General features: G+C 73.0%; 16 protein-coding genes. 10 read left to right on the top strand and 6 right to left on the bottom strand.

What is annotated here, in order from left to right; all coding sequences use genetic code 11:
- The first annotated feature begins 239 nt into the window (after positions 1-239).
- Positions 240-842 (top strand): PH domain-containing protein, encoded by a 603-nt coding sequence (locus ABZZ17_RS14840; protein ID WP_356875830.1) that lies wholly within the window; start codon positions 240-242, stop codon positions 840-842.
- A gap of 143 nt (positions 843-985) precedes the next feature.
- Complete coding sequence (locus tag ABZZ17_RS14835; RefSeq protein WP_356875828.1) at positions 986-2,329, top strand: PAS domain-containing protein; 1,344 nt, start codon at positions 986-988, stop codon at positions 2,327-2,329.
- Positions 2,330-2,347: 18 nt separating this feature from the next.
- Here ABZZ17_RS14835 and ABZZ17_RS14830 read toward each other — a convergent pair whose 3' ends face one another.
- Both ABZZ17_RS14830 and ABZZ17_RS14825 read right to left on the bottom strand, forming a co-directional pair.
- Positions 2,348-3,598: a serine hydrolase domain-containing protein gene (locus ABZZ17_RS14830; protein ID WP_356875826.1), complete on the bottom strand. Its 1,251-nt coding sequence runs from the start codon at positions 3,596-3,598 to the stop codon at positions 2,348-2,350.
- Between the two features lie 114 nt (positions 3,599-3,712).
- The gene (locus tag ABZZ17_RS14825) at positions 3,713-4,468 is read right to left on the bottom strand and encodes an SIS domain-containing protein (protein ID WP_356875824.1); all 756 of its coding nucleotides are present in this window, start codon (positions 4,466-4,468) and stop codon (positions 3,713-3,715) included.
- 232 nt (positions 4,469-4,700) lie between these two features.
- Here ABZZ17_RS14825 and ABZZ17_RS14820 point away from each other — a divergent pair, with 232 nt between their 5' ends.
- A complete protein-coding gene (locus tag ABZZ17_RS14820; RefSeq protein WP_356875822.1) occupies positions 4,701-5,393 on the top strand; it encodes a metal-dependent transcriptional regulator in 693 nt (230 codons plus the stop codon).
- A 274-nt stretch (positions 5,394-5,667) separates the two neighbouring features.
- On the top strand, positions 5,668-6,540 hold the full coding sequence (locus ABZZ17_RS14815) for an alpha/beta hydrolase (RefSeq protein ID WP_356875820.1): 873 nt from the start codon (positions 5,668-5,670) through the stop codon (positions 6,538-6,540).
- Positions 6,541-6,721: 181 nt separating this feature from the next.
- On the opposite strand, the gene ABZZ17_RS14810 is transcribed toward ABZZ17_RS14815, so the two are convergent.
- Positions 6,722-7,717, bottom strand: a complete 996-nt coding sequence (locus ABZZ17_RS14810; RefSeq protein WP_356875818.1) for a LuxR C-terminal-related transcriptional regulator — start codon at positions 7,715-7,717, stop codon at positions 6,722-6,724.
- A gap of 155 nt (positions 7,718-7,872) precedes the next feature.
- Here ABZZ17_RS14810 and ABZZ17_RS14805 point away from each other — a divergent pair, with 155 nt between their 5' ends.
- From ABZZ17_RS14805 to ABZZ17_RS14785, 5 genes are all read left to right on the top strand, one after another.
- Complete coding sequence (locus ABZZ17_RS14805) at positions 7,873-8,232, top strand: hypothetical protein (RefSeq protein ID WP_356875816.1); 360 nt, start codon at positions 7,873-7,875, stop codon at positions 8,230-8,232.
- Between the two features lie 145 nt (positions 8,233-8,377).
- A complete protein-coding gene (locus ABZZ17_RS14800) occupies positions 8,378-8,506 on the top strand; it encodes a hypothetical protein (RefSeq protein WP_356875814.1) in 129 nt (42 codons plus the stop codon).
- A gap of 237 nt (positions 8,507-8,743) precedes the next feature.
- Complete coding sequence (locus tag ABZZ17_RS14795; RefSeq protein WP_356875812.1) at positions 8,744-8,953, top strand: hypothetical protein; 210 nt, start codon at positions 8,744-8,746, stop codon at positions 8,951-8,953.
- A 276-nt stretch (positions 8,954-9,229) separates the two neighbouring features.
- Positions 9,230-10,873: a CHAP domain-containing protein gene (locus ABZZ17_RS14790; protein ID WP_356875810.1), complete on the top strand. Its 1,644-nt coding sequence runs from the start codon at positions 9,230-9,232 to the stop codon at positions 10,871-10,873.
- A gap of 111 nt (positions 10,874-10,984) precedes the next feature.
- Positions 10,985-12,262: a transglycosylase family protein gene (locus tag ABZZ17_RS14785; protein WP_356875808.1), complete on the top strand. Its 1,278-nt coding sequence runs from the start codon at positions 10,985-10,987 to the stop codon at positions 12,260-12,262.
- A gap of 66 nt (positions 12,263-12,328) precedes the next feature.
- Here ABZZ17_RS14785 and ABZZ17_RS14780 read toward each other — a convergent pair whose 3' ends face one another.
- From ABZZ17_RS14780 to ABZZ17_RS14770, 3 genes are all read right to left on the bottom strand, one after another.
- Positions 12,329-13,939, bottom strand: a complete 1,611-nt coding sequence (locus tag ABZZ17_RS14780; RefSeq protein ID WP_356875806.1) for a transporter — start codon at positions 13,937-13,939, stop codon at positions 12,329-12,331.
- Positions 13,936-14,763 carry an ABC transporter ATP-binding protein gene (locus ABZZ17_RS14775; protein ID WP_356875804.1) on the bottom strand — a complete coding sequence of 276 codons (828 nt, stop codon included), beginning with the start codon at positions 14,761-14,763 and terminating at the stop codon, positions 13,936-13,938. Before ABZZ17_RS14775 ends, ABZZ17_RS14780 begins: the two co-directional genes overlap by 4 nt.
- A gap of 133 nt (positions 14,764-14,896) precedes the next feature.
- The gene (locus ABZZ17_RS14770) at positions 14,897-15,583 is read right to left on the bottom strand and encodes a bifunctional DNA primase/polymerase (protein ID WP_356875802.1); all 687 of its coding nucleotides are present in this window, start codon (positions 15,581-15,583) and stop codon (positions 14,897-14,899) included.
- Between the two features lie 214 nt (positions 15,584-15,797).
- On the opposite strand from ABZZ17_RS14770, the gene ABZZ17_RS14765 reads away from it, so the two are divergent.
- A complete protein-coding gene (locus ABZZ17_RS14765) occupies positions 15,798-17,180 on the top strand; it encodes a transcriptional regulator (protein ID WP_356875800.1) in 1,383 nt (460 codons plus the stop codon).
- The last annotated feature ends 58 nt before the right edge of the window (positions 17,181-17,238 follow it).

Genomic DNA, 17,238 nt, shown 5'->3' with positions numbered 1-17,238 from the left:
CACTGGGTGCGTGCGACGACGGGCCGTTAGCCCGCAGCCACCTCACGCGTCCGGTTTCCGTACATTTCGGGAACCACCTCCCTTCTCGTGTAATGCAGAGCCTAGGCCTGCTTTCCGGGGGCCTCAACTTATTTACCGGACCGTCTTTCGCTGCCTGCAACGTGCCTATCGCGTAGGGGAGTTGCTTCCTACACTGACATTCCCGGATCGGGGGAGGGGCGCGTCAGGGGAGGGGCGTCATGGGCGCAGGGCTGCTGCCGCGCGACTACCGGGTCCGGGCCGAGCGGATGACCGGCGCGTACACCGCCGTCGGCATCGGCGCTCCCGGCGTGCTGCTGTCCGTACTGACCATGGAACACGTGGCCCCCGGCGTGAAACCGCTGATCGCGGCCCCGGTCCTCGCCCTGTTCGGCTGGCTGGTGTGGGCTTCCCGGCGCTGCTCGACCCTCCTCGACCGCGACGGCATCCGGGTCCGCCGCCTCACCGGAAGCCGCCGGCTGGCCTGGGCGGACGTCCAGGAGATCCGGGCCGCACCCCGGCCGGGTGCGGCCGCGGCGAAGGGCCGGCCCCCGGCCCTCGCGTACGCCCACGACCGCGCCGGGCGCCGGCTCCGGCTCGTGTGCGTGGACGACGGCCACGTCGACGTCGCGCGCGAGGTCGCCCTGATCCGGACCGTCTGGAGGGAGCTCCGCGGCCCGGACTGGGCACCCGATCCCGAAGCGCGGCGCGCGATCGGGCGGCAGACCGCCCGCGAGCGCCGCGGGGCGGCCCAGGCCTGGGGCCGGGGCGCCCTCTGCCTGCTGTTCGTCGCCGGGATGGCGCTCCTCGCCCTCGGGGACTGAACCGCCCGGCGAGACCCGGGACGGCCCGGCGGCCCGCGGCGAGGACATTCCGGGACGATTCCGGGAAGTGGGTGTGGCCTGCGTCACGTTCCAGTTCAATGATCTGACGTGCCGCACACGCGAACACCTGCAGGGGGTGCCAGGTGAGTGCTTCCGGTCGTGGTGAGACCGCCGACGATCTGCTCGCAGCGTTGCTGGACGGGATGGACGCCGCCTTGTGCGCGTTCGACTCCGACGGCGTGATCACCCACTGGAACCGCGAGGCCGAGCGGATCCTGGGCTGGTCGGCCGTCGAGGCCGTGGGCCGCAAGGGCTTCGCGGGCTGGGCCGTGCGTGCCGCCGACGCGGACGACGTCCAGGACAGACTCATGTCCGCCCAGGACCAGCCCGGCCGGCACGTCCACGAGTTCGCCCTGCTGACCAAGGACGGCGGACGGATCCTCGTACGGACCCAGTCCGCCGGGGTGCCGGGCGCCGACGGGAAACCCGCCGGCGTCTACTGCGCCTTCAGCGAGGTCCACGCCCAGATCGACCTCGAACGCTCCATCGCGCTCAGCGAGGCCCTGATGGACGACGCCTCCTGGGGCGTCGTCCTCGTCGACGTCGACCTGCGCCCCGCGGTGGTCAACACGCACGCCGCCCGCGCCTTCGGGGCGGGCCGGAGCGCGCTGCTCGGCCGGCCCCTCGGGGACCTGCTGGTCCAGGGCGTCGAGGAACTGGAGGGCGCGCTCCAGCACGTCCTGGCCGAGGGGGCGCCGCCGTCGCCGCTGGAACTGTGGGTGTCGGTGCGCACCCCCGAGGGCGTGCGGCGACGGTGCTGGCGCAGCGGGTTCCTGCGGCTGGCCTCGCCGCTCGCGGAGGAGCCCGTACCGCTCGGCGTCGGCTGGCTGTTCCAGGACGTCACCGAGGCCCGGCAGGCCGAGCTGGACACCGGGCAGCTGCGGTTCCGGGCCAACCAGCTGCACCGGGCGGGGCGGGCCGCCGCCGAATGCGCCGACCCGGCCGAGGCCGCGGCGGTCCGGCTGGACTTCGCGCTGGCCGGCTTCGCGGACCACGCGCTGGTGGACGTACTGGAGGGCCCGGACGGGCCGGACCGGGGCAGGCGGCTCGTCCGCTCGGCCGTGTCCCCCTCCGGCCTCGCCCTGCTGCTGCCGGGGCCGGGCGCCATCCCGGTCCGCTACGAGAGCGCCCACCCGGCGCTCCAGGCCCTCGACCGGATCGGCCCGGTACGGGCCAGCGCCCCGGGCGGCGGACAGGGCGGCGGGCAGGGCGGCGGGCCGGACGAGGACTGGGCCCGGGCCCGCCAGTGGCCGCCGGGAGCCGCGCACGCGCTGTGCACGGTACTGCGCAGCCGGGGCCGGACCCTGGGCGCGCTGACGTTCCTGCGCGGCCCCTCCCGTCCGGCGTTCGAGCGCGCGGACGCCGTGTACGCGGAGGAGGTCGCGGCCCGCGTCGCCGCCGACCTGGACCTGGCGGGCGCGGGATGAGCCGCCGGGACGCCGGGCTCAGTGCCGGTTCTCGCCGACCTGGGTGGGGGAGGGCAGCGTCCACACGTGGTCCGGGGTGACGATCTGGGTCACCGCCCGGCCGATCTGGGTGCTGAGCGAGCCGCCGCGGTCCACGTCGGAGTTGATCAGCACCACCAGCACGGCCCCGTCCTTCCCGTCCTTCCCGGGCAGCCCGGCGGCGACGGTCTCGTAGCCGGGCAGTTCGCCGTTGTGGCCGAGCCAGCCGTTGACCCCGGCGATCCCCAGTCCGTACGAGACGCCGGGGTACCCCACGGGCCCCAGCTCCAGCCGCTCGGCCTGCGTGGCCGGCTCCAGCAGCCGACCGCCGACCAGCGCCGGGACCCAGGCGCGCAGGTCCTCCAGGTCCGAGACGACCGCTCCGGCGGCCCACGCCCAGGACGGGTTCCAGTCGGTGGCCTCGACGACGGCGCCGGACGGGCTGAACGAGGTGTAGCCGCTCGCGTGCGGCTCGGGGAAGGCGCTGCCGGCGGGCAGCGAGGTGGAGTCCAGCCCCAGTGGCGCGAACACGTGCTCCCGCAGGTACCCGGCCAGCGGCTGCCCCGACACCTTCTCCACCAGCAGCCCCAGCAGCACCGTGTTGGTGTTGCTGTACTGCCATTCGGCGCCCGGCGCGAACACCGGCGGGTGCGCGAAGGCGTACGCGAGCAACTGGCGCGGGGTGTAGGAGCGCCGCGGGTCGGCGCGCAGCGAGTCGAGGAACTTCGGGTCGGAGGTGTAGTCGTACAGCCCGCTGCGCATGGCCGCGAGCTGGCGCACGGTGATGCCCCCGCCGCCGGGGACGCCGTCGACGTACTTCGCGATCGGGTCGTCCAGGCCGACGAGGCCCCGGTCCACGAGCTGGAGGACGCCGGTGACGGTGAAGGTCTTCGTCACGCTGCCGATCCGGGAGTACATGTCCGTCTTCAGCGGGGTCCGGTCGCGCCGGTCCGCGACGCCGAAGGACCTGACGTAGTCGCCGCGCCCCGGGATCCACACGCCGACGTTCACGCCCGGGATGCCGGCCTTCTCCATCACGGCGGTGATCGCCGCGTCGAGCCGGGCCACGGTCCCGGGGTCCAGGTCCGCGCGGCCGGGCGCGGCCGCCGCCACGACGGTACCGGGCACGGCGGCGCCGGGCACGGCGGGCGCGGCGGCAGGGGCCGTTCCGGCACCGGCCAGGACGAGCAGGAGCGCGGCGGCGCAGGCGGGCAGGGCCCGCCGCCGGAACGCCGGATGCGTGGAGGTCATGCCCGGTCACCTCTGCTCGCCGTAACCCCGAGACCCCGAGCCCACTTCCCCATGCTAGGAAGGCGCATCCGCCCCGGCGAGCGGAACGGGCGGGCCCGGTGGCGAGCGGCGGCGTCAGTGGCGGAAGAAGATCCGGTCGCCGTACTCCTGCATCACGCGGCCGTTCCACTCGTGGCCGCCGTCCACGTTGCCCGAGCGCAGCAGCGGGGGCTCCACGCCGCGCGCGACGAGTTCGCCGGCCGCCGCCGCCATCACGGCCTGCATGATCGCGCTGGTCACGACCGTGGAGGCCGGGGCGAAGGGGGCGTCGATGCCGTCGAGGCTCAGCTCGGCGTCGCCCACCGCGATCTTGCTGTCGAGCACGATGTCGCAGTGGTCCTTGAGGTAGGTGCCCGACACGTGCCGCGACCGGGTGCCGGTCGCGTACGCCATCGAGGTCACGCCGATGACCTTGAGGCCGATCGCCCGGGCGTTCATGGCCATCTCGACCGGCAGCGCGTTGCGCCCGGACAGCGAGATGATCACCAGGACGTCTCCGGCTGAGGCCGGGCTGCTGTCGAGGACCGCTCCGGCGAGGCCGTCGACCCGCTCCAGGGCGCTGCCCAGGGTGGCGGGCATGACGTCGACCCCGGCGGTGCCGGGCACGGCGAGGAAGTTCATCAGGGCGAGTCCGCCGGCCCGGTAGACCACGTCCTGGGCGGGCAGCGAGGAGTGTCCGGCGCCGAAGGCGAAGAGCCGGTTCCCCGAGGCGACGGCCTCGGCGATGACGGTCCCGGCCTCGTTGATGCGCGTGGCCTCCTCGTCCCGCACCCGCTCCAGCAGACCGATGGCGGCGTCGAAGAACTGCCCGGCCAGCTTGCTCTCGCTCATACGCCGAAGGCCCTTCCGAAGTGGGGGTGCGATGGGTACGTCGGTGTCCGCCGCTCACCGTGCGGTCTGGACCAAGCGCGTGTCAATACGAGCGTCAATCCCCGGGACCAAAGCCCCGCCAGAGGACTCCTGAGATGTCCCGTACATGCCTTGACGCTCGGCGCGGGACGGTTGTCGGCGCGATGCGTCAGAATTGGGGGCAGGGCCAGCGCACGCAATCCGAGGGGCACGAATGTCCGGACTGATCGATACCACGGAGATGTATCTCCGCACCATCCTCGAGCTGGAAGAGGAAGGCGTGGTCCCCATGCGCGCCCGGATCGCCGAGAGGCTCGACCAGAGCGGTCCGACGGTCAGCCAGACCGTGGCGCGCATGGAGCGCGACGGTCTGGTGGCGGTGGCCAGCGACCGTCACCTGGAGCTGACCGACGAGGGCCGCAAGCTCGCCACCCGCGTGATGCGCAAGCACCGGCTCGCGGAGTGTCTCCTCGTCGACGTCATCGGCCTGGAGTGGGAGCAGGTGCACGCAGAGGCCTGCCGCTGGGAGCACGTCATGAGCGAGGCGGTGGAGCGGCGCGTACTGGAGCTGCTGCGCCACCCGACCGAGTCCCCCTACGGGAACCCGATCCCGGGCCTGGAGGAACTGGGCGAGAAGGCGGAGGCCGATCCGTTCCTGGAGGACGGCATGGTCAGCCTGTCCGAGCTGGACCCGGGCAGCGAGGGCAAGACGGTGGTCGTCCGCCGGATCGGCGAGCCGATCCAGACCGACGCCCAGCTGATGTACACGCTGCGGCGGGCGGGCGTACAGCCCGGCTCCGTGGTGAGCGTGACGGAATCCCCGGGCGGGGTGCTCGTCGGCAGTGGCGGCGAGGCCGCCGAGCTGGACGAGGAGACCGCCTCGCACGTGTTCGTGGCGAAGCGCTGACGGATTCCGCGGAGCAAGCGGAAGTGGGTGGTCCCGGCGCCTCGCGGCGCCGGGACCGGTCCTCCCCTTGCTGACCTGGAGCCCCGAGCTCTCAAGGTCATCCCCTTCGGACCGTCTTCCCCGAGCGGCCCGCCTCCCTGCTGAAAGGATCTCCATCGGCAGCGGCGGCCAATCCTTGAGCAAGGTCACTCGAAAGAGCGGTGTTGTCGGCGAGACGCCCGTTTTCGAATGCGGGTTCGATAGTCTGGCCGGGAGCGAAGGGGGTGCATCTGCGGTGGTACAGCGCATCGATGTGACGGGGGCCGACGGGGTCCGCCTGGCCGCCTGGGAATTCCGCGAACCGCCCGCGGAGCCTCTGCGTCCGGCCGTCCTGTTACTCCACGGCCTGATGGGCCGCGCCCTGCACTGGGCCGGAACCGCCCGCTGGCTCGGCGAGCGCCACCGCGTCGTGGCCCTGGACCAGCGAGGCCACGGCCAGAGCGCCCGCCCCTCGCCCGGGCCGGGCTTCTCGACCCCCCTGGGCCGCGAGGCCTTCGTCGCCGACGCGGAAGCCGCCGTCGACCAGCTCGGCCTCGCCCCCGTGATCCTCGTCGGCCATTCCATGGGCGCCCTCACCGCCTGGCAGCTCGCCGCGCGCCGCCCCGAACTCGTCCGGGCCCTCGTCATCTGCGACATGCGGGCCTCGGCCCTCGGCGAGGCCTCCCAGCAGGAGTGGGAGGAATGGTTCCGCCACTGGCCGCTGCCCTTCCCCACCCAGGACGCCGCCCGCCGCTGGTTCGGCGAGGACGACCCCCGCGTGGAACGCCCCGACCCCGGCCGCGGCGCCTTCTTCGCCGAGGTCATGCACCAGGCGCCGGACGGCTGGCGCCCGCTCTTCTCCCGCCGCCAGATGCTGACGGCCCGGGAGACCTGGGTGCACGACGCCCACTGGGAGGAGCTCGCCCAGGTCCGCTGCCCCACCCTGGTCGTGCGCGGCCTGGACGGCGAACTGGGCCGGGCGGAGGCCCAGGAGATGGTCCGGGTCCTCCCGGCGGGCCAGTACGCCGAGATCCCGGACGCCGGCCACTACCTCCACTACGACCAGCCGGACGCCTGGCGCGCGGCCGTGGAACCGTTCCTGGAGGGAGTCACCGCCGACGCCCCCTGACACCCGGGCGTACGCAGGCGCGAGCGCGCTCCAGCGGTACGCGAGCGCGCTCGTGTTGACTGCGGGTACTCCGGCCGGTGCCCGCCCGCCCTGACAGAGCGCACGGTGGCGGCCGGAGCGCCCCCGCCGACGTCCCGTACCGCCAGGAAGCAGGAGCGCCGCCATGCCCGCCCGCGGTCCGCTACGGGGTGTTCGGGAGCCAGCCGCGCTGGACCGCCCGGACGCCGAACTCGAAGCGGCTGGCGGCACCCAGACGCTCCATCAGGCCGTTCGCGAGGCGGCGCGCCGTCCGCGGGGAGACCGCCAGTCGCTTGGCGATGGCCTCGTCGGTCAGGCCCTGCGCCAGCAGCCGGATCACGGTGCTCTCCTGGGCACTGAGCGTGCCCTCGTCGCGTCCCTGCGGGGTGCCCAGGGGCTGCGCGCCCGACCAGACGTTCTCGAAGAGCGCGCACAGCGCCGTCAGCGTGCCCTGCCCGGTGAGGATCACCGCACCCGCCGCGCTGTCCTCGCTGCTGACCGGGATGACCGCCGTCGTCCGGTCGAAGATCATCAACCGGGTGGGCAGATCGGGCGCGGTCCGTACCTCGCCCCCGAGCTCGCTCAGCCACGTCGCGTACGCCACCGTCGGCAGGCTGTTGCGCACGCTGTCCTGGAACAGCGAACGCATCCGCACCCCCCGCCCCAGCAACGCCATGTCGTTAGGCTTCGACGCCTCCAGCGTCTGCGGCTGGTGGCCGCCGCCCGGCGCGAAGCTCATCAGCTCCGTCTGGAGCCCGTGCGCCAGACCGCCGATCCGGGAACGGATCTCGTCCAGCCCCACCAGCTGCTCGACGCCCGGGCTCTCGGCGGACGGGCTGAGGTCCGCGTACTCGGCGATGAGCTGCGCGGCGGCCGCCCGCGAGGCCTCGATGCGCAGCTGCTGCGCGGCGAGTTCGGCCTGCTGGCGGGCCATCAGGATTTCCATGCCGACCTCGGGCGGGACCGCGCGCAGTTCGCCGGCCCGCTCGTAGGAAGGCCGGATCAAGGCCAGTTCGCTGAGCGTGTCGAGGCTGCGCCGGACGTCGTCCTCGGGTACGCCGAGACGTTCGGCGAGGGCCTTCACCCCGTCGCGCGGACAAGCGAGCATGGTGCGGTACACGGCCTCGGCAGTCGAATCGAGGCCAAGCGTGGCTAGCACAGCGGTTCCCCCCGTGTGTGCCTTATTGATCAAGGTGCGCAGATCATCGCACGCAGTGATCGGCCGAAACCAGCCCATGGACGCTTCCGGCCAGGGCCCGAAGTGTCCACTCTGATCGCTTTGTTCGGGCTTCCGCTTCCGGAAGAGTCGACTTCATGTACCTGATCCACGCCGCCCTCCGCGCGCCGTCTCCCGACATCCGGCTTCCTTCGAGCACGGCCGAGTTCATTCGTGGCCTGCCGGGTGCGGCGGACCTGGTGGAGCACGTGTCGGCCCATCCCGGCGCCCTGCCGGATCCGGTGGTCGGGGTGTACGTCCTCGCGGACGGCCTCGACGAGGCGGAGCGCCGCACGGAGAGCCTCTGCCGGCGTGCGCTGGAGGAGGTGCGGGCCCTGCGCGGCTGGACGGTGACCCGCGTCGGCGTGCCCCTCGTGACGCCGTACTACGAGCAGCTCCTCCAGGCCTCTTCCGGCCTCCCTGGCCGGATTGGGACAGGACCGTTTCCGTCCACCTGAAAGCCCTTCCACCCATCCTGACCTGCGACGAAAGTAGTGAGTGCCAGCAGGGAACACCACCCGGCGGGCAACACCGGAGGAAGCGTCACCGCGGGACGCCAGACCGGAACACCCACTCGTTCCAGCTCGGGAAAAGGACCACCCCATGCTTCGCACCACGATCGTCAAGGCCGCCGCGGTCACCTCGCTCGCCCTCGCCGCCCTCACCCCGGCCCTCGTCGGCCAGGCCAACGCCGGCGAGACGCACGTCACCGCCACCACCGCCTGGGAGTAACCGCCCCCGGGGCCCCACCGCCTCGCAGCAGCCCGCACCACAACGCGTCACCGCACCACCGCTCCACCCCGCGCCACCGCCCCGCCTCCGGGCCTCCCGTACGCCGCCCCCGACCGCTGCTCCTGCAGGACAGCCGTCCCGGCCGCGACGCGCCCGATCTCCTCCGGCCCGCACCAGGGCCCGCCCGCGGCATCCCGCGGCGCCCCAGACTTCCCGACACGCCCCAGGAGCTTCGCTATGTCCCGATTCCAGTCCGTCGCCGTCCGCATCGCCGCCGTCTCCGCCCTGGCCGCCGCCACCCTCACGCTGGGCGTGGCCGCCCAGTCCGGCGCCGACGACACCCGCGTCACCACCGCCACCACGGCCTGGGAGACGGCTCCGGCCGGCAAGAACACCACGGCGTGGGAGACGGCTCCGACCGGCAAGAACACCACCGCCTGGGAGTAGCCGCACCCGGGGCCCCGACACCCCGCCACAGACACCCCGGCACCACCGGGAACCCCCGCACCACCACGAACTTCCGCACCACCAGCGCCTTCGCGCGACCCCGTGCCCCGTGCCCCCGCACGCCCCGCGCCCCGTCCGCCGGCCTGACAGCTGCTCCTGCAGGGCAGCCGTCCCTTCGCCTCGGCGCGCTCGATCACTTCCGGCCTGCACCCAGGCCCGTCTGCGGCACCCCGCAGCACTTCACAGACGTCCCGTCACGCCCTCAGGAGCTTCGCCATGTCCCGCTTCAAGACCATCGCCATCCGTGTGGCCTCCACCTCCGCCCTCGCGGCGACCGCGTTCACGATGGTCGTCGCCAGCCCGGCCAGCGCCGCCTCGCTCGGCGAGAACATCGCCGCGACGGCCCGCGCCGAGAACGGCAACGGAGCCTGCGCCCACGGTGGTTACGTCGGCGGTTCGAACCAGAACAGCAGCTGTAGCGGCGGACAGCGGACCCACGCCTGGTGCGCCGACTTCGCCGGCTGGGTCTGGGCCCGCAACGGCGTCAAGGGCCTGTCCACGCTGAACGACATGGCCCTCAGCTTCTACACGTACGGCGAGAAGAACGGCACCCTCTCCAGCACCCCGCACGTCGGCGACGCCGTGGTCTACAACTACGGCGGCGGCTACTCCGACGACCACGTGGCCATCGTCACCGCCATCAACGGCAACAACGTCACGATCACCGGCGGCAACCAGGGCGGGTTCCCCGGCCACGTCAGCACGAACACCACCACCAACTGGCAGGTCGGCAAGTCCCCGTGGGGCCAGAAGATCAGCGGCTACATCTCGCCCGCCGGCAGCAACACCCCCACCTACCCGAGCCCCGCGTCGCTGCCGGCCGGCACCCTCGTGAAGTCCCCGAACGGGCCTGACGTCAAGGTGATGATCGACGGTGCCGGCGTTCCGGTGGCCGCGTCCGACGTCGCCCCGGGCAAGTACGACCTGAGCAAGATCGTGGTGGTGGACGACAGCGCCTTCCGTTCCCTGGCCAGTGCCCCGAACTCCGGGACCGTCGTCCACGACCAGGCCGGTGGAGCCGACCGCTACGTCATCATCGACGGCGCCGCCCTCAAGATCGGCGCCGCGGACTGGACCGCCGCCGGCTACAACGTCCGTCCCGACATGGGCGTCCCGTCCGCCTGGCTGAACGCCGCCAAGCAGCGCAACATGGCCTCCGGCCTGGTCGTGATGGACCAGACGGGCAAGGACCCGTCCCGCTACGTGGTCGTCGACGGGGCGGCACTGCACATCTCGGCCGCCGAGTGGACGTCCGAGGGGTACAACGAGCGCTCCCTGATGGGCGTTCCCGGCGAGTGGCTGAAGGCGGCCACGGCCAAGACCCCGGGCAACGGCATCGTGGTGATGAACCAGAACGAGCAGGACCCGTCGCGCTACCTGATGGTCAACGGCTCCGCGGTCCCGATCGGGGGCGCCGAGTGGACGGCCAACGGGTACGACCAGCGCACGCTGATGGGCGTTCCGGGGACCTGGCTCGCCTCGTCCGTCGCCAAGCAGGTTCCCAACGGCACGGTCGTCAAGGACGGTTCGGGGGCGGACGCCACGGTGTACGTGATGGCCGGTGGCAAGGCCGTGACCCTGACCTATGCGGACTTCACCGGTCTGGGTTACGACAAGCGTCCGCTGGAGCAGGTCCCGGGTGCCTGGCTGAACACGGCCAAGGGCAAGGCGGCTCCGGCGGACGGCACGATGCTGCTCTCGCAGGACGGCAACACCGTCTGGGAGGTCCTGGGCGGCAAGAAGCGGGCGATGAGCGCCACCGAGTTCGGTGAGGGCAAGCGCAGCTTCGACGACGTGGTCAGCGTCCCGGTCGCCCTCACCGCGGCCCTGCCGACCGTCACCCCGCCGACCGCCCCGTAGGCCCCGGCGCGCCACCCGAGTACCACCACCCCCCCCGAGCCGCCCGGCACCCCCAGCCGGGCGGCTCGCCCCCGCTGCCACCCGCCCGGACACCCCGAGGAACCCACAGCCATGAGCTCCACCGTCCGCAGGAAGTCCGCGATCGCCGTCACCGCGACCGCCCTGCTCGCCCTCGCCGTTCCGCTCCTGACGAGCGGCCCCGCCTCGGCCGCGTCCGTCGCCACCTGGGACAAGGTCGCCTCCTGCGAGTCGACCAACAACTGGAAGGCCGTCGACCCGACCGGCACCTACTTCGGCGGCCTCCAGTTCTCGCAGCAGACCTGGAACGCCTTCGGCGGCCAGTCGTACGCCTCCCGCGCCGACCGCGCCACCAAGGAACAGCAGATCCGGATAGCCGAGAAGGTCCTGGCCGTGCAGGGCGAGCGGGCCTGGCCGCACTGCGGGCCGAAGTACAACCTCGGCGCCGACCACGCCGACCCGTACCCGGCGGGCCCGACCTACCCGACCCCCGCCTCGCTCGGCTCCGGCACCCTCGTCAAGTCGCCGAACGGCGCCTCCGTCAAGGTGATGATCGACGGAGCGGGCATCCCCGTCGCGGCCTCCGACGTCGGCCCCGACCACTACGACCTCGGAAAGATCGTGCTGATCGAGGACTCGGCGTTCCACGCCCTGCCGGGCTCCCCGCCGGCCGGCACCGTGGTCCACGACCAGGCCGGCGGCAACAACCGCTACGTCGTCGTCGACGGCGCCGCCCTCAAGATCGGCGCCGCCGACTGGACGTCCGGCGGCTACAACATCCGGGCCGACCTGGGCGTTCCGACCTCCTGGCTGCACGGCGCGGCGCAGCGCACCGTGGGCAACGGCCGCGTGGTGATGAACCAGAACGGTCAGGACCCGTCGCGCTACCTGATGGTCAACGGCTCCGCGGTCCACATCTCCGCCGCCGAGTGGACGGCCAACGGCTACAACGAGCGGTCCCTGATGGGCGTCCCCGGCGAGTGGCTGTCCTCCACCGTGGCCCGGCAGGTTCCCAACGGCACGGTCGTCAAGGACGCCTCCGGCGCGGACGCCACGGTGTACGTGATGGCCGGAGGCAAGGCCGTGACCCTGACCTATGCGGACTTCACCGGTCTGGGTTACGACAAGCGCCCGCTGGAGCAGGTCCCGGGTGCCTGGCTGAACACGGCCAAGGGCAAGGCGGCTCCGGCGGACGGCACGATGCTGCTCTCGCAGGACGGCAACACCGTCTGGGAGGTCCTGGGCGGCAAGAAGCGGGCGATGAGCGCCACCGAGTTCGGAGAGGGCAAGCGCAGCTTCGACGACGTGGTCAGCGTCCCGGTCGCCCTCACCGCGGCCCTCCCGACCGTCACCCTGCCGACCGCCGCCTGACCCGCGCCGCACGCGCGAAGGGCCGGCCCCCACCGGGGACCGGCCCTTCCCGTCGTGCTCGGACGCTCAGCCCTTGCTGACCGCGTACAGGATCTCCGGGAGCTTCCGCGCCACCACCGGAGCGGCCAGCCGCAGCCCCGCCCAGGTGGCCAGGGCGCCCCAGCCGACGCCCAGCGGGAGCAGGATCCACGTCAGGTCGTGGTGGTCGGCCACGTGCAGGTAGACCGTCAGGGCGATCACCGGCGCGCAGATCAGCGCCGAGGCGAGCATGCCGAGGCCGATGCCCATCCAGGCGAGCCCGCCCTGGCCCGGGGCGACGTTCTTGAAGGCGCCGTCCGTCGGAATGGAGTACGGGAAGTGCGCCGAGGCCAGCGCGCCCGTGCACAGCATCGACCCGACGAGCGCCAGCGACATCCCCAGACCGGCCGGGAGCGCACCCCAGTCGCCGATCAGCCCGGCCGTGACCGCCGTGACGACGGCGGTGTACGGGACGGTCACCAGGGCCAGCGCCCCGGCCCGGGCGCGCAGCTCCAGGTAGGCGTCGCGCGGGGTCGCGATGGTCTGGGCGACCATCCAGAAGGCGGAGGTGTCCTGGCCGAACTGGTTGTACATCTGGACGCCGAGCATCCCCGCGCCGAAGCAGGCGAGGTACACGGAGCCGGCGCCCTGGAGGGCGTTGAAGACCGGCACGATCAGCCCGATCGCCAGGGCCGTCACCCAGGCCGACTTCGTCTTCGGGTCCCGCACCACGTAGCGCAGGGTCCGCTGCATCGCGGCGCCCGTACGGCCCTGCGGCAGCAGCGGCCAGGAGCCGCCCGCGCCCGGATCCTTGCGGGGCTTCGACGCGGCGATGGTCGAGCCGTCCGGGGTGACCATCAGCCGGGTCAGGGTCCGCTCCCAGAACCACAGCAGTGCGGCCAGCGCGGCGAGGGTGATCAGGAGCTGCGCGGCGGCGTCCCCGTAGGCGCCCTTGCCCGCCGAGTCGACCATGCCGACGGCCGTGGCGGGCGGCAGCCACCGCACCACCGCCTCGACGGGCTCCAGCTGGGTCAGGCCGCCCGACTGGAACAGGCGCTGGCTGGCGAAGTTGGCGACCTGCGCGCCGACCGCGATCAGCAGACCGCTGAGCAGCGCGAGGTCACGGCCCTTGCGGCTGGACAGCAGCCGCACGTTCGCCGTGGCCACCGCGCGGGCGAGCGCCACGCAGCCGAGGAGCAGCAGCGGTACGGCCAGTACGGCGGCCGCCGCGCCCGCCGCGCCGCGGGCCACCGCCACCACCGAGCCGACGGCCAGGCACAGCGTGAACAGCGGCCCGATGCCGACCAGCGAGGACGCGAGGAGCGCCCGTACGAGGGGGCGGGGACGCAGCGGCAGCATCACGAGCCGGCTCGGGTCCAGGGTCTCGTCGCCGGCCGGGAAGAACAGCGGCATGAACGTCCAGCCGAGCGCGAGGATCGCGGCCAGCAGTACGACGACGGTGCCCGCGTGGGCGTGGCCGCGCAGCAGGGCCAGGCCCAGCGTGACGAAGCCGGCGACGACGAGCGCGAAGACGAGGCTGACGATCCAGACGGCCTTGCGCTTCGAGGAGCCCTTCAGCCCGTTGCGCATCAGGGACAGCTTGAGGCGGACGAACAGCGGGGTCAGCGCCACGTCCGCGACGGCGGGGGCGGTGCTCATCGGGCGCCGCCGAGCCAGTCGAGGGAGTCGCCCGAGGCCCGGTCGTGGGCGCCGACGAGTTCGAGGAAGGCGTTCTGAAGCGAGGGCGCGCCGCCCCGTACGTCGGCCAGCGGGCCGGCGGCGCGGATCTGCCCGCCCGCCATGACGGCCACCCAGTCGCAGAGCGATTCGACGAGCTCCATCACGTGGGAGGAGAACACGACGGTGGCCCCGGAGGTGGTGTAGCGCTCCAGCACCCCGCGGATGGTCTGCGCGGACACCGGGTCGACGCCCTCGAACGGCTCGTCCAGGAAGAGGACTTCGGGGTTGTGGAGCAGTGCGGCGGCGAGACCGATCTTCTTGCGCATGCCCGTCGAGTAGTCAACGACCAGCTTGTGCTGCGAGCCCGCGAGGTCCAGGACCTCCAGCAGCTGCGTCGCCCGCTTGTCGGTCTCCTCGCCGGGCAGTCCGCGCAGCCTGCCCATGTAGCCGAGGAGTTCGCGCCCGGAGAGCCGCTCGAAGAGCCGCAGTCCCTCGGGCAGGACGCCGATGCGGGACTTCACCTCGACGGGGTCGGCCCACACGTCGTGTCCGGCGACGACCACCCGGCCCGCGTCCGGGCGCAGCAGTCCGGTCACCATCGACAGCGTGGTCGTCTTGCCGGCGCCGTTCGGCCCGACGAGACCGATGAACTGCCCCGCGGGCAGCTCCAGGTCGATCCCCGCGACGGCGATCTGCTCGCCGAACCGCTTCCACAGTCCCTCTACGCGTACGGCGGCGGGCGGCGCGGATCGCGCGCCGTCCGTTCCGCCCGTGCCGCCTGCCGCATGAACCTGGTCCGGCATGCGCCTGCCTCTCGTTCTGTTCCCCGTGGTCGTACTTTTCTCACCATAGGAGCAGGGGCACAGGCCTGAGCAGTTACTTATGTCATGAACTTGAGGACGGGCGGCGGGCGGGCGGCGGGGGAGCGGGCCGGCCTCAGGCCCCCCGGCGGCCGCGGGCGGCGGCGGCCTCGCTGCCGCACGCGTACGCGAGGGCGTCGATCAGCTCCTCGGTGTCGGGCAGCCACCGGTTCGCGGGCGTGGGCTTGCGGGCCCACTGCACGGGCCCCTTGCCGCCGTAGCGGGTCGGCGGCGCGGCCACGTACTCGCCCTCGCCGCGCGCCGCCAGGTCGATGGCGTGCGGCAGCCAGCCCAGTTTGCGCACCAGGTCCGCCATCTTCGCCCCGGCGCCCGGCAGTACGAAGAACAGCATGCGGTGGTCGGGGGTCAGGGTGACCGGCCCGAGGGTGCGCTGCATCCGCTCCAGCCGGGCCAGGGCCAGGAAGCCGGCGGAGTCCGGGACGTCCAGCACGTCGAACGTCCGCCCGGTCGGCAGCAGGATCGACGCCGCGGGGTGCTTCGCCCAGATCCGGCGGACCCCCACCGCGCTGCCCGAGGCCAGGGCCGCCCAGTCCTTCACCGCCGGATGGGCGCCGGGTGCGGGGCAGTCAGCCGCGCCGCAGGAGCACAGTTCCCGGCCGTCGCCGTGTTCCAGCCACGTACCGGCGAAGACGTCCCAGTGCCGTTCTTCCACGTACCGCACGGCATGGTCGAGCAGCTGATCTCCACGCTGCTGGGGGATGGGCGCGGTCTCCGTGACTCCGATGGTCTCTTCCACGCCCATCACAACTCCCGGGGTCACGGGGGGTTACGGGCGTAAACCAGCCGGTGGACGGTGCATCGATCCTGCATACGGGGCGCACCGGTGCACGGGCGGGGGCGCGTAGGAGGACGGGGCGCTGTCGTTGGGTAGCGACAAGCGGCAGAGGGGAAGATTCTCCGCACATCAGGCGGGAAGTGATCATTCCAACGATCACCCGCGGCTTCAGGGGGTTTTCATGGCAGCCAGGCCTCTCGTCGCCCGCCAGCCGAACGAACGGCTGCAGGCGCTCATCCAGGAAGCCGGGTGCTCCAATGCCGGGCTCGCCCGGCGGGTCAACATGTGCGGGGCCGAACACGGCCTCGACCTGCGCTACGACAAGACCTCCGTGGCCCGCTGGCTGCGCGGCCAGCAGCCCCGCGGCCGGGCTCCCGGCATCATCGCCGAGGCGCTGGGCCGCAAACTCGGCCGGACCGTCACCATCGACGAGATCGGCATGGCCAACGGCAAGAACCTCGCCTCCGGCGTCGGCCTGCAGTTCTCCCCGACCGTCATCGGCGCCATCGAGCAGGTCTGCGAGCTGTGGCGCAGCGACGTCGGCCGCCGCGACTTCCTGTCCGGGTCCAGCGTGGCGGCTTCGGCTCTGGTCGAGCCCAGCCGCGACTGGCTGATCACCGGCGCCGACCCGCAGGTGGCCCGCAGCGGCGGGGCCCGCGTCGGCATGTCGGACGTGGAGGCGGTACGGGCGACCACCCAGGCCCTCACCGAACTCGACCACCGCTTCGGCAGCGGGCACGTGCGGCCCGTGGTCGTGCACTACCTCAACTCCGTGGTGTCCGGGCTGATCGGCGGCTCCTACCGGGAGCCGGTCGGGCGGGCGCTGTTCGCGGCGGTGGCCCGGCTCACCGAACTCGCCGGGTACATGGCCGTGGACACCGGGCAGCCGGGTCTGGCGCAGCGCTACTACATCCAGGCCCTGCGCCTGGCCCAGGCGGCGGGCGACCGGGCGTACGGGGGCTACGTCCTCGCCGCGTCGATGAGCCACCTCGCCGCCGAGCTGGGCAACCCGCGGGAGATCGCCCAGCTGGCCCGGGCCGCGCAGGAGGGCACGCGCGGGCAGGTCACCCCGAGGGTGGAGGCGATGTTCTACGCCGCCGAGGCGCGCGGGCACGCGCTGCTGGGCGACGCCCGGTCGACGGCGGTGCTGTCCGGGCGGGCGGTCACGGCGCTGGAGCGGGCGGAGCCGGAGTCGGGGGACGACCCGGTCTGGATCCGGCACTTCGAGCACGCGTACCTGGCGGACGAGCTCGCGCACTGCCACCGGGACCTGGGGCAGGCCGACGCGGCGGCGCGGCGCGCGGAGGAGGCGCTGCGGGCCCTGCCCGAGACGAAGGCCCGCCGCCGGGCGATCGGACTGCTGCTGCTGGCGGCCGCGCAGGTCCAGCAGCGGGAGGTGGAGCAGGCCTGCCAGACCGCGACGAAGGCGGCCGAGCTGCTGGAAACGCTGCGTTCGCGCCGCGGCGCCGAGTACCTGGAGGACTTCCGGGTGCGACTGGAGCCGTACCGGGAGGAAGCGGCCGTCAGGGAGTTCGCGGCGCGGCTGGAGGTTCAGGTGGCCTGACACCTGCGCGGAGGGACCGGGTAGCGTGACCCGACGGCTGCCGTAGTTTCGGGAGACG

Source organism: Streptomyces sp. NPDC006512 (genome assembly GCF_040611935.1).
GTDB lineage: Bacteria > Actinomycetota > Actinomycetes > Streptomycetales > Streptomycetaceae > Streptomyces.
The sequence above is the reverse complement of the archived record's forward strand: the minus strand, read 5'-3'. Positions and strand labels throughout refer to the sequence as shown.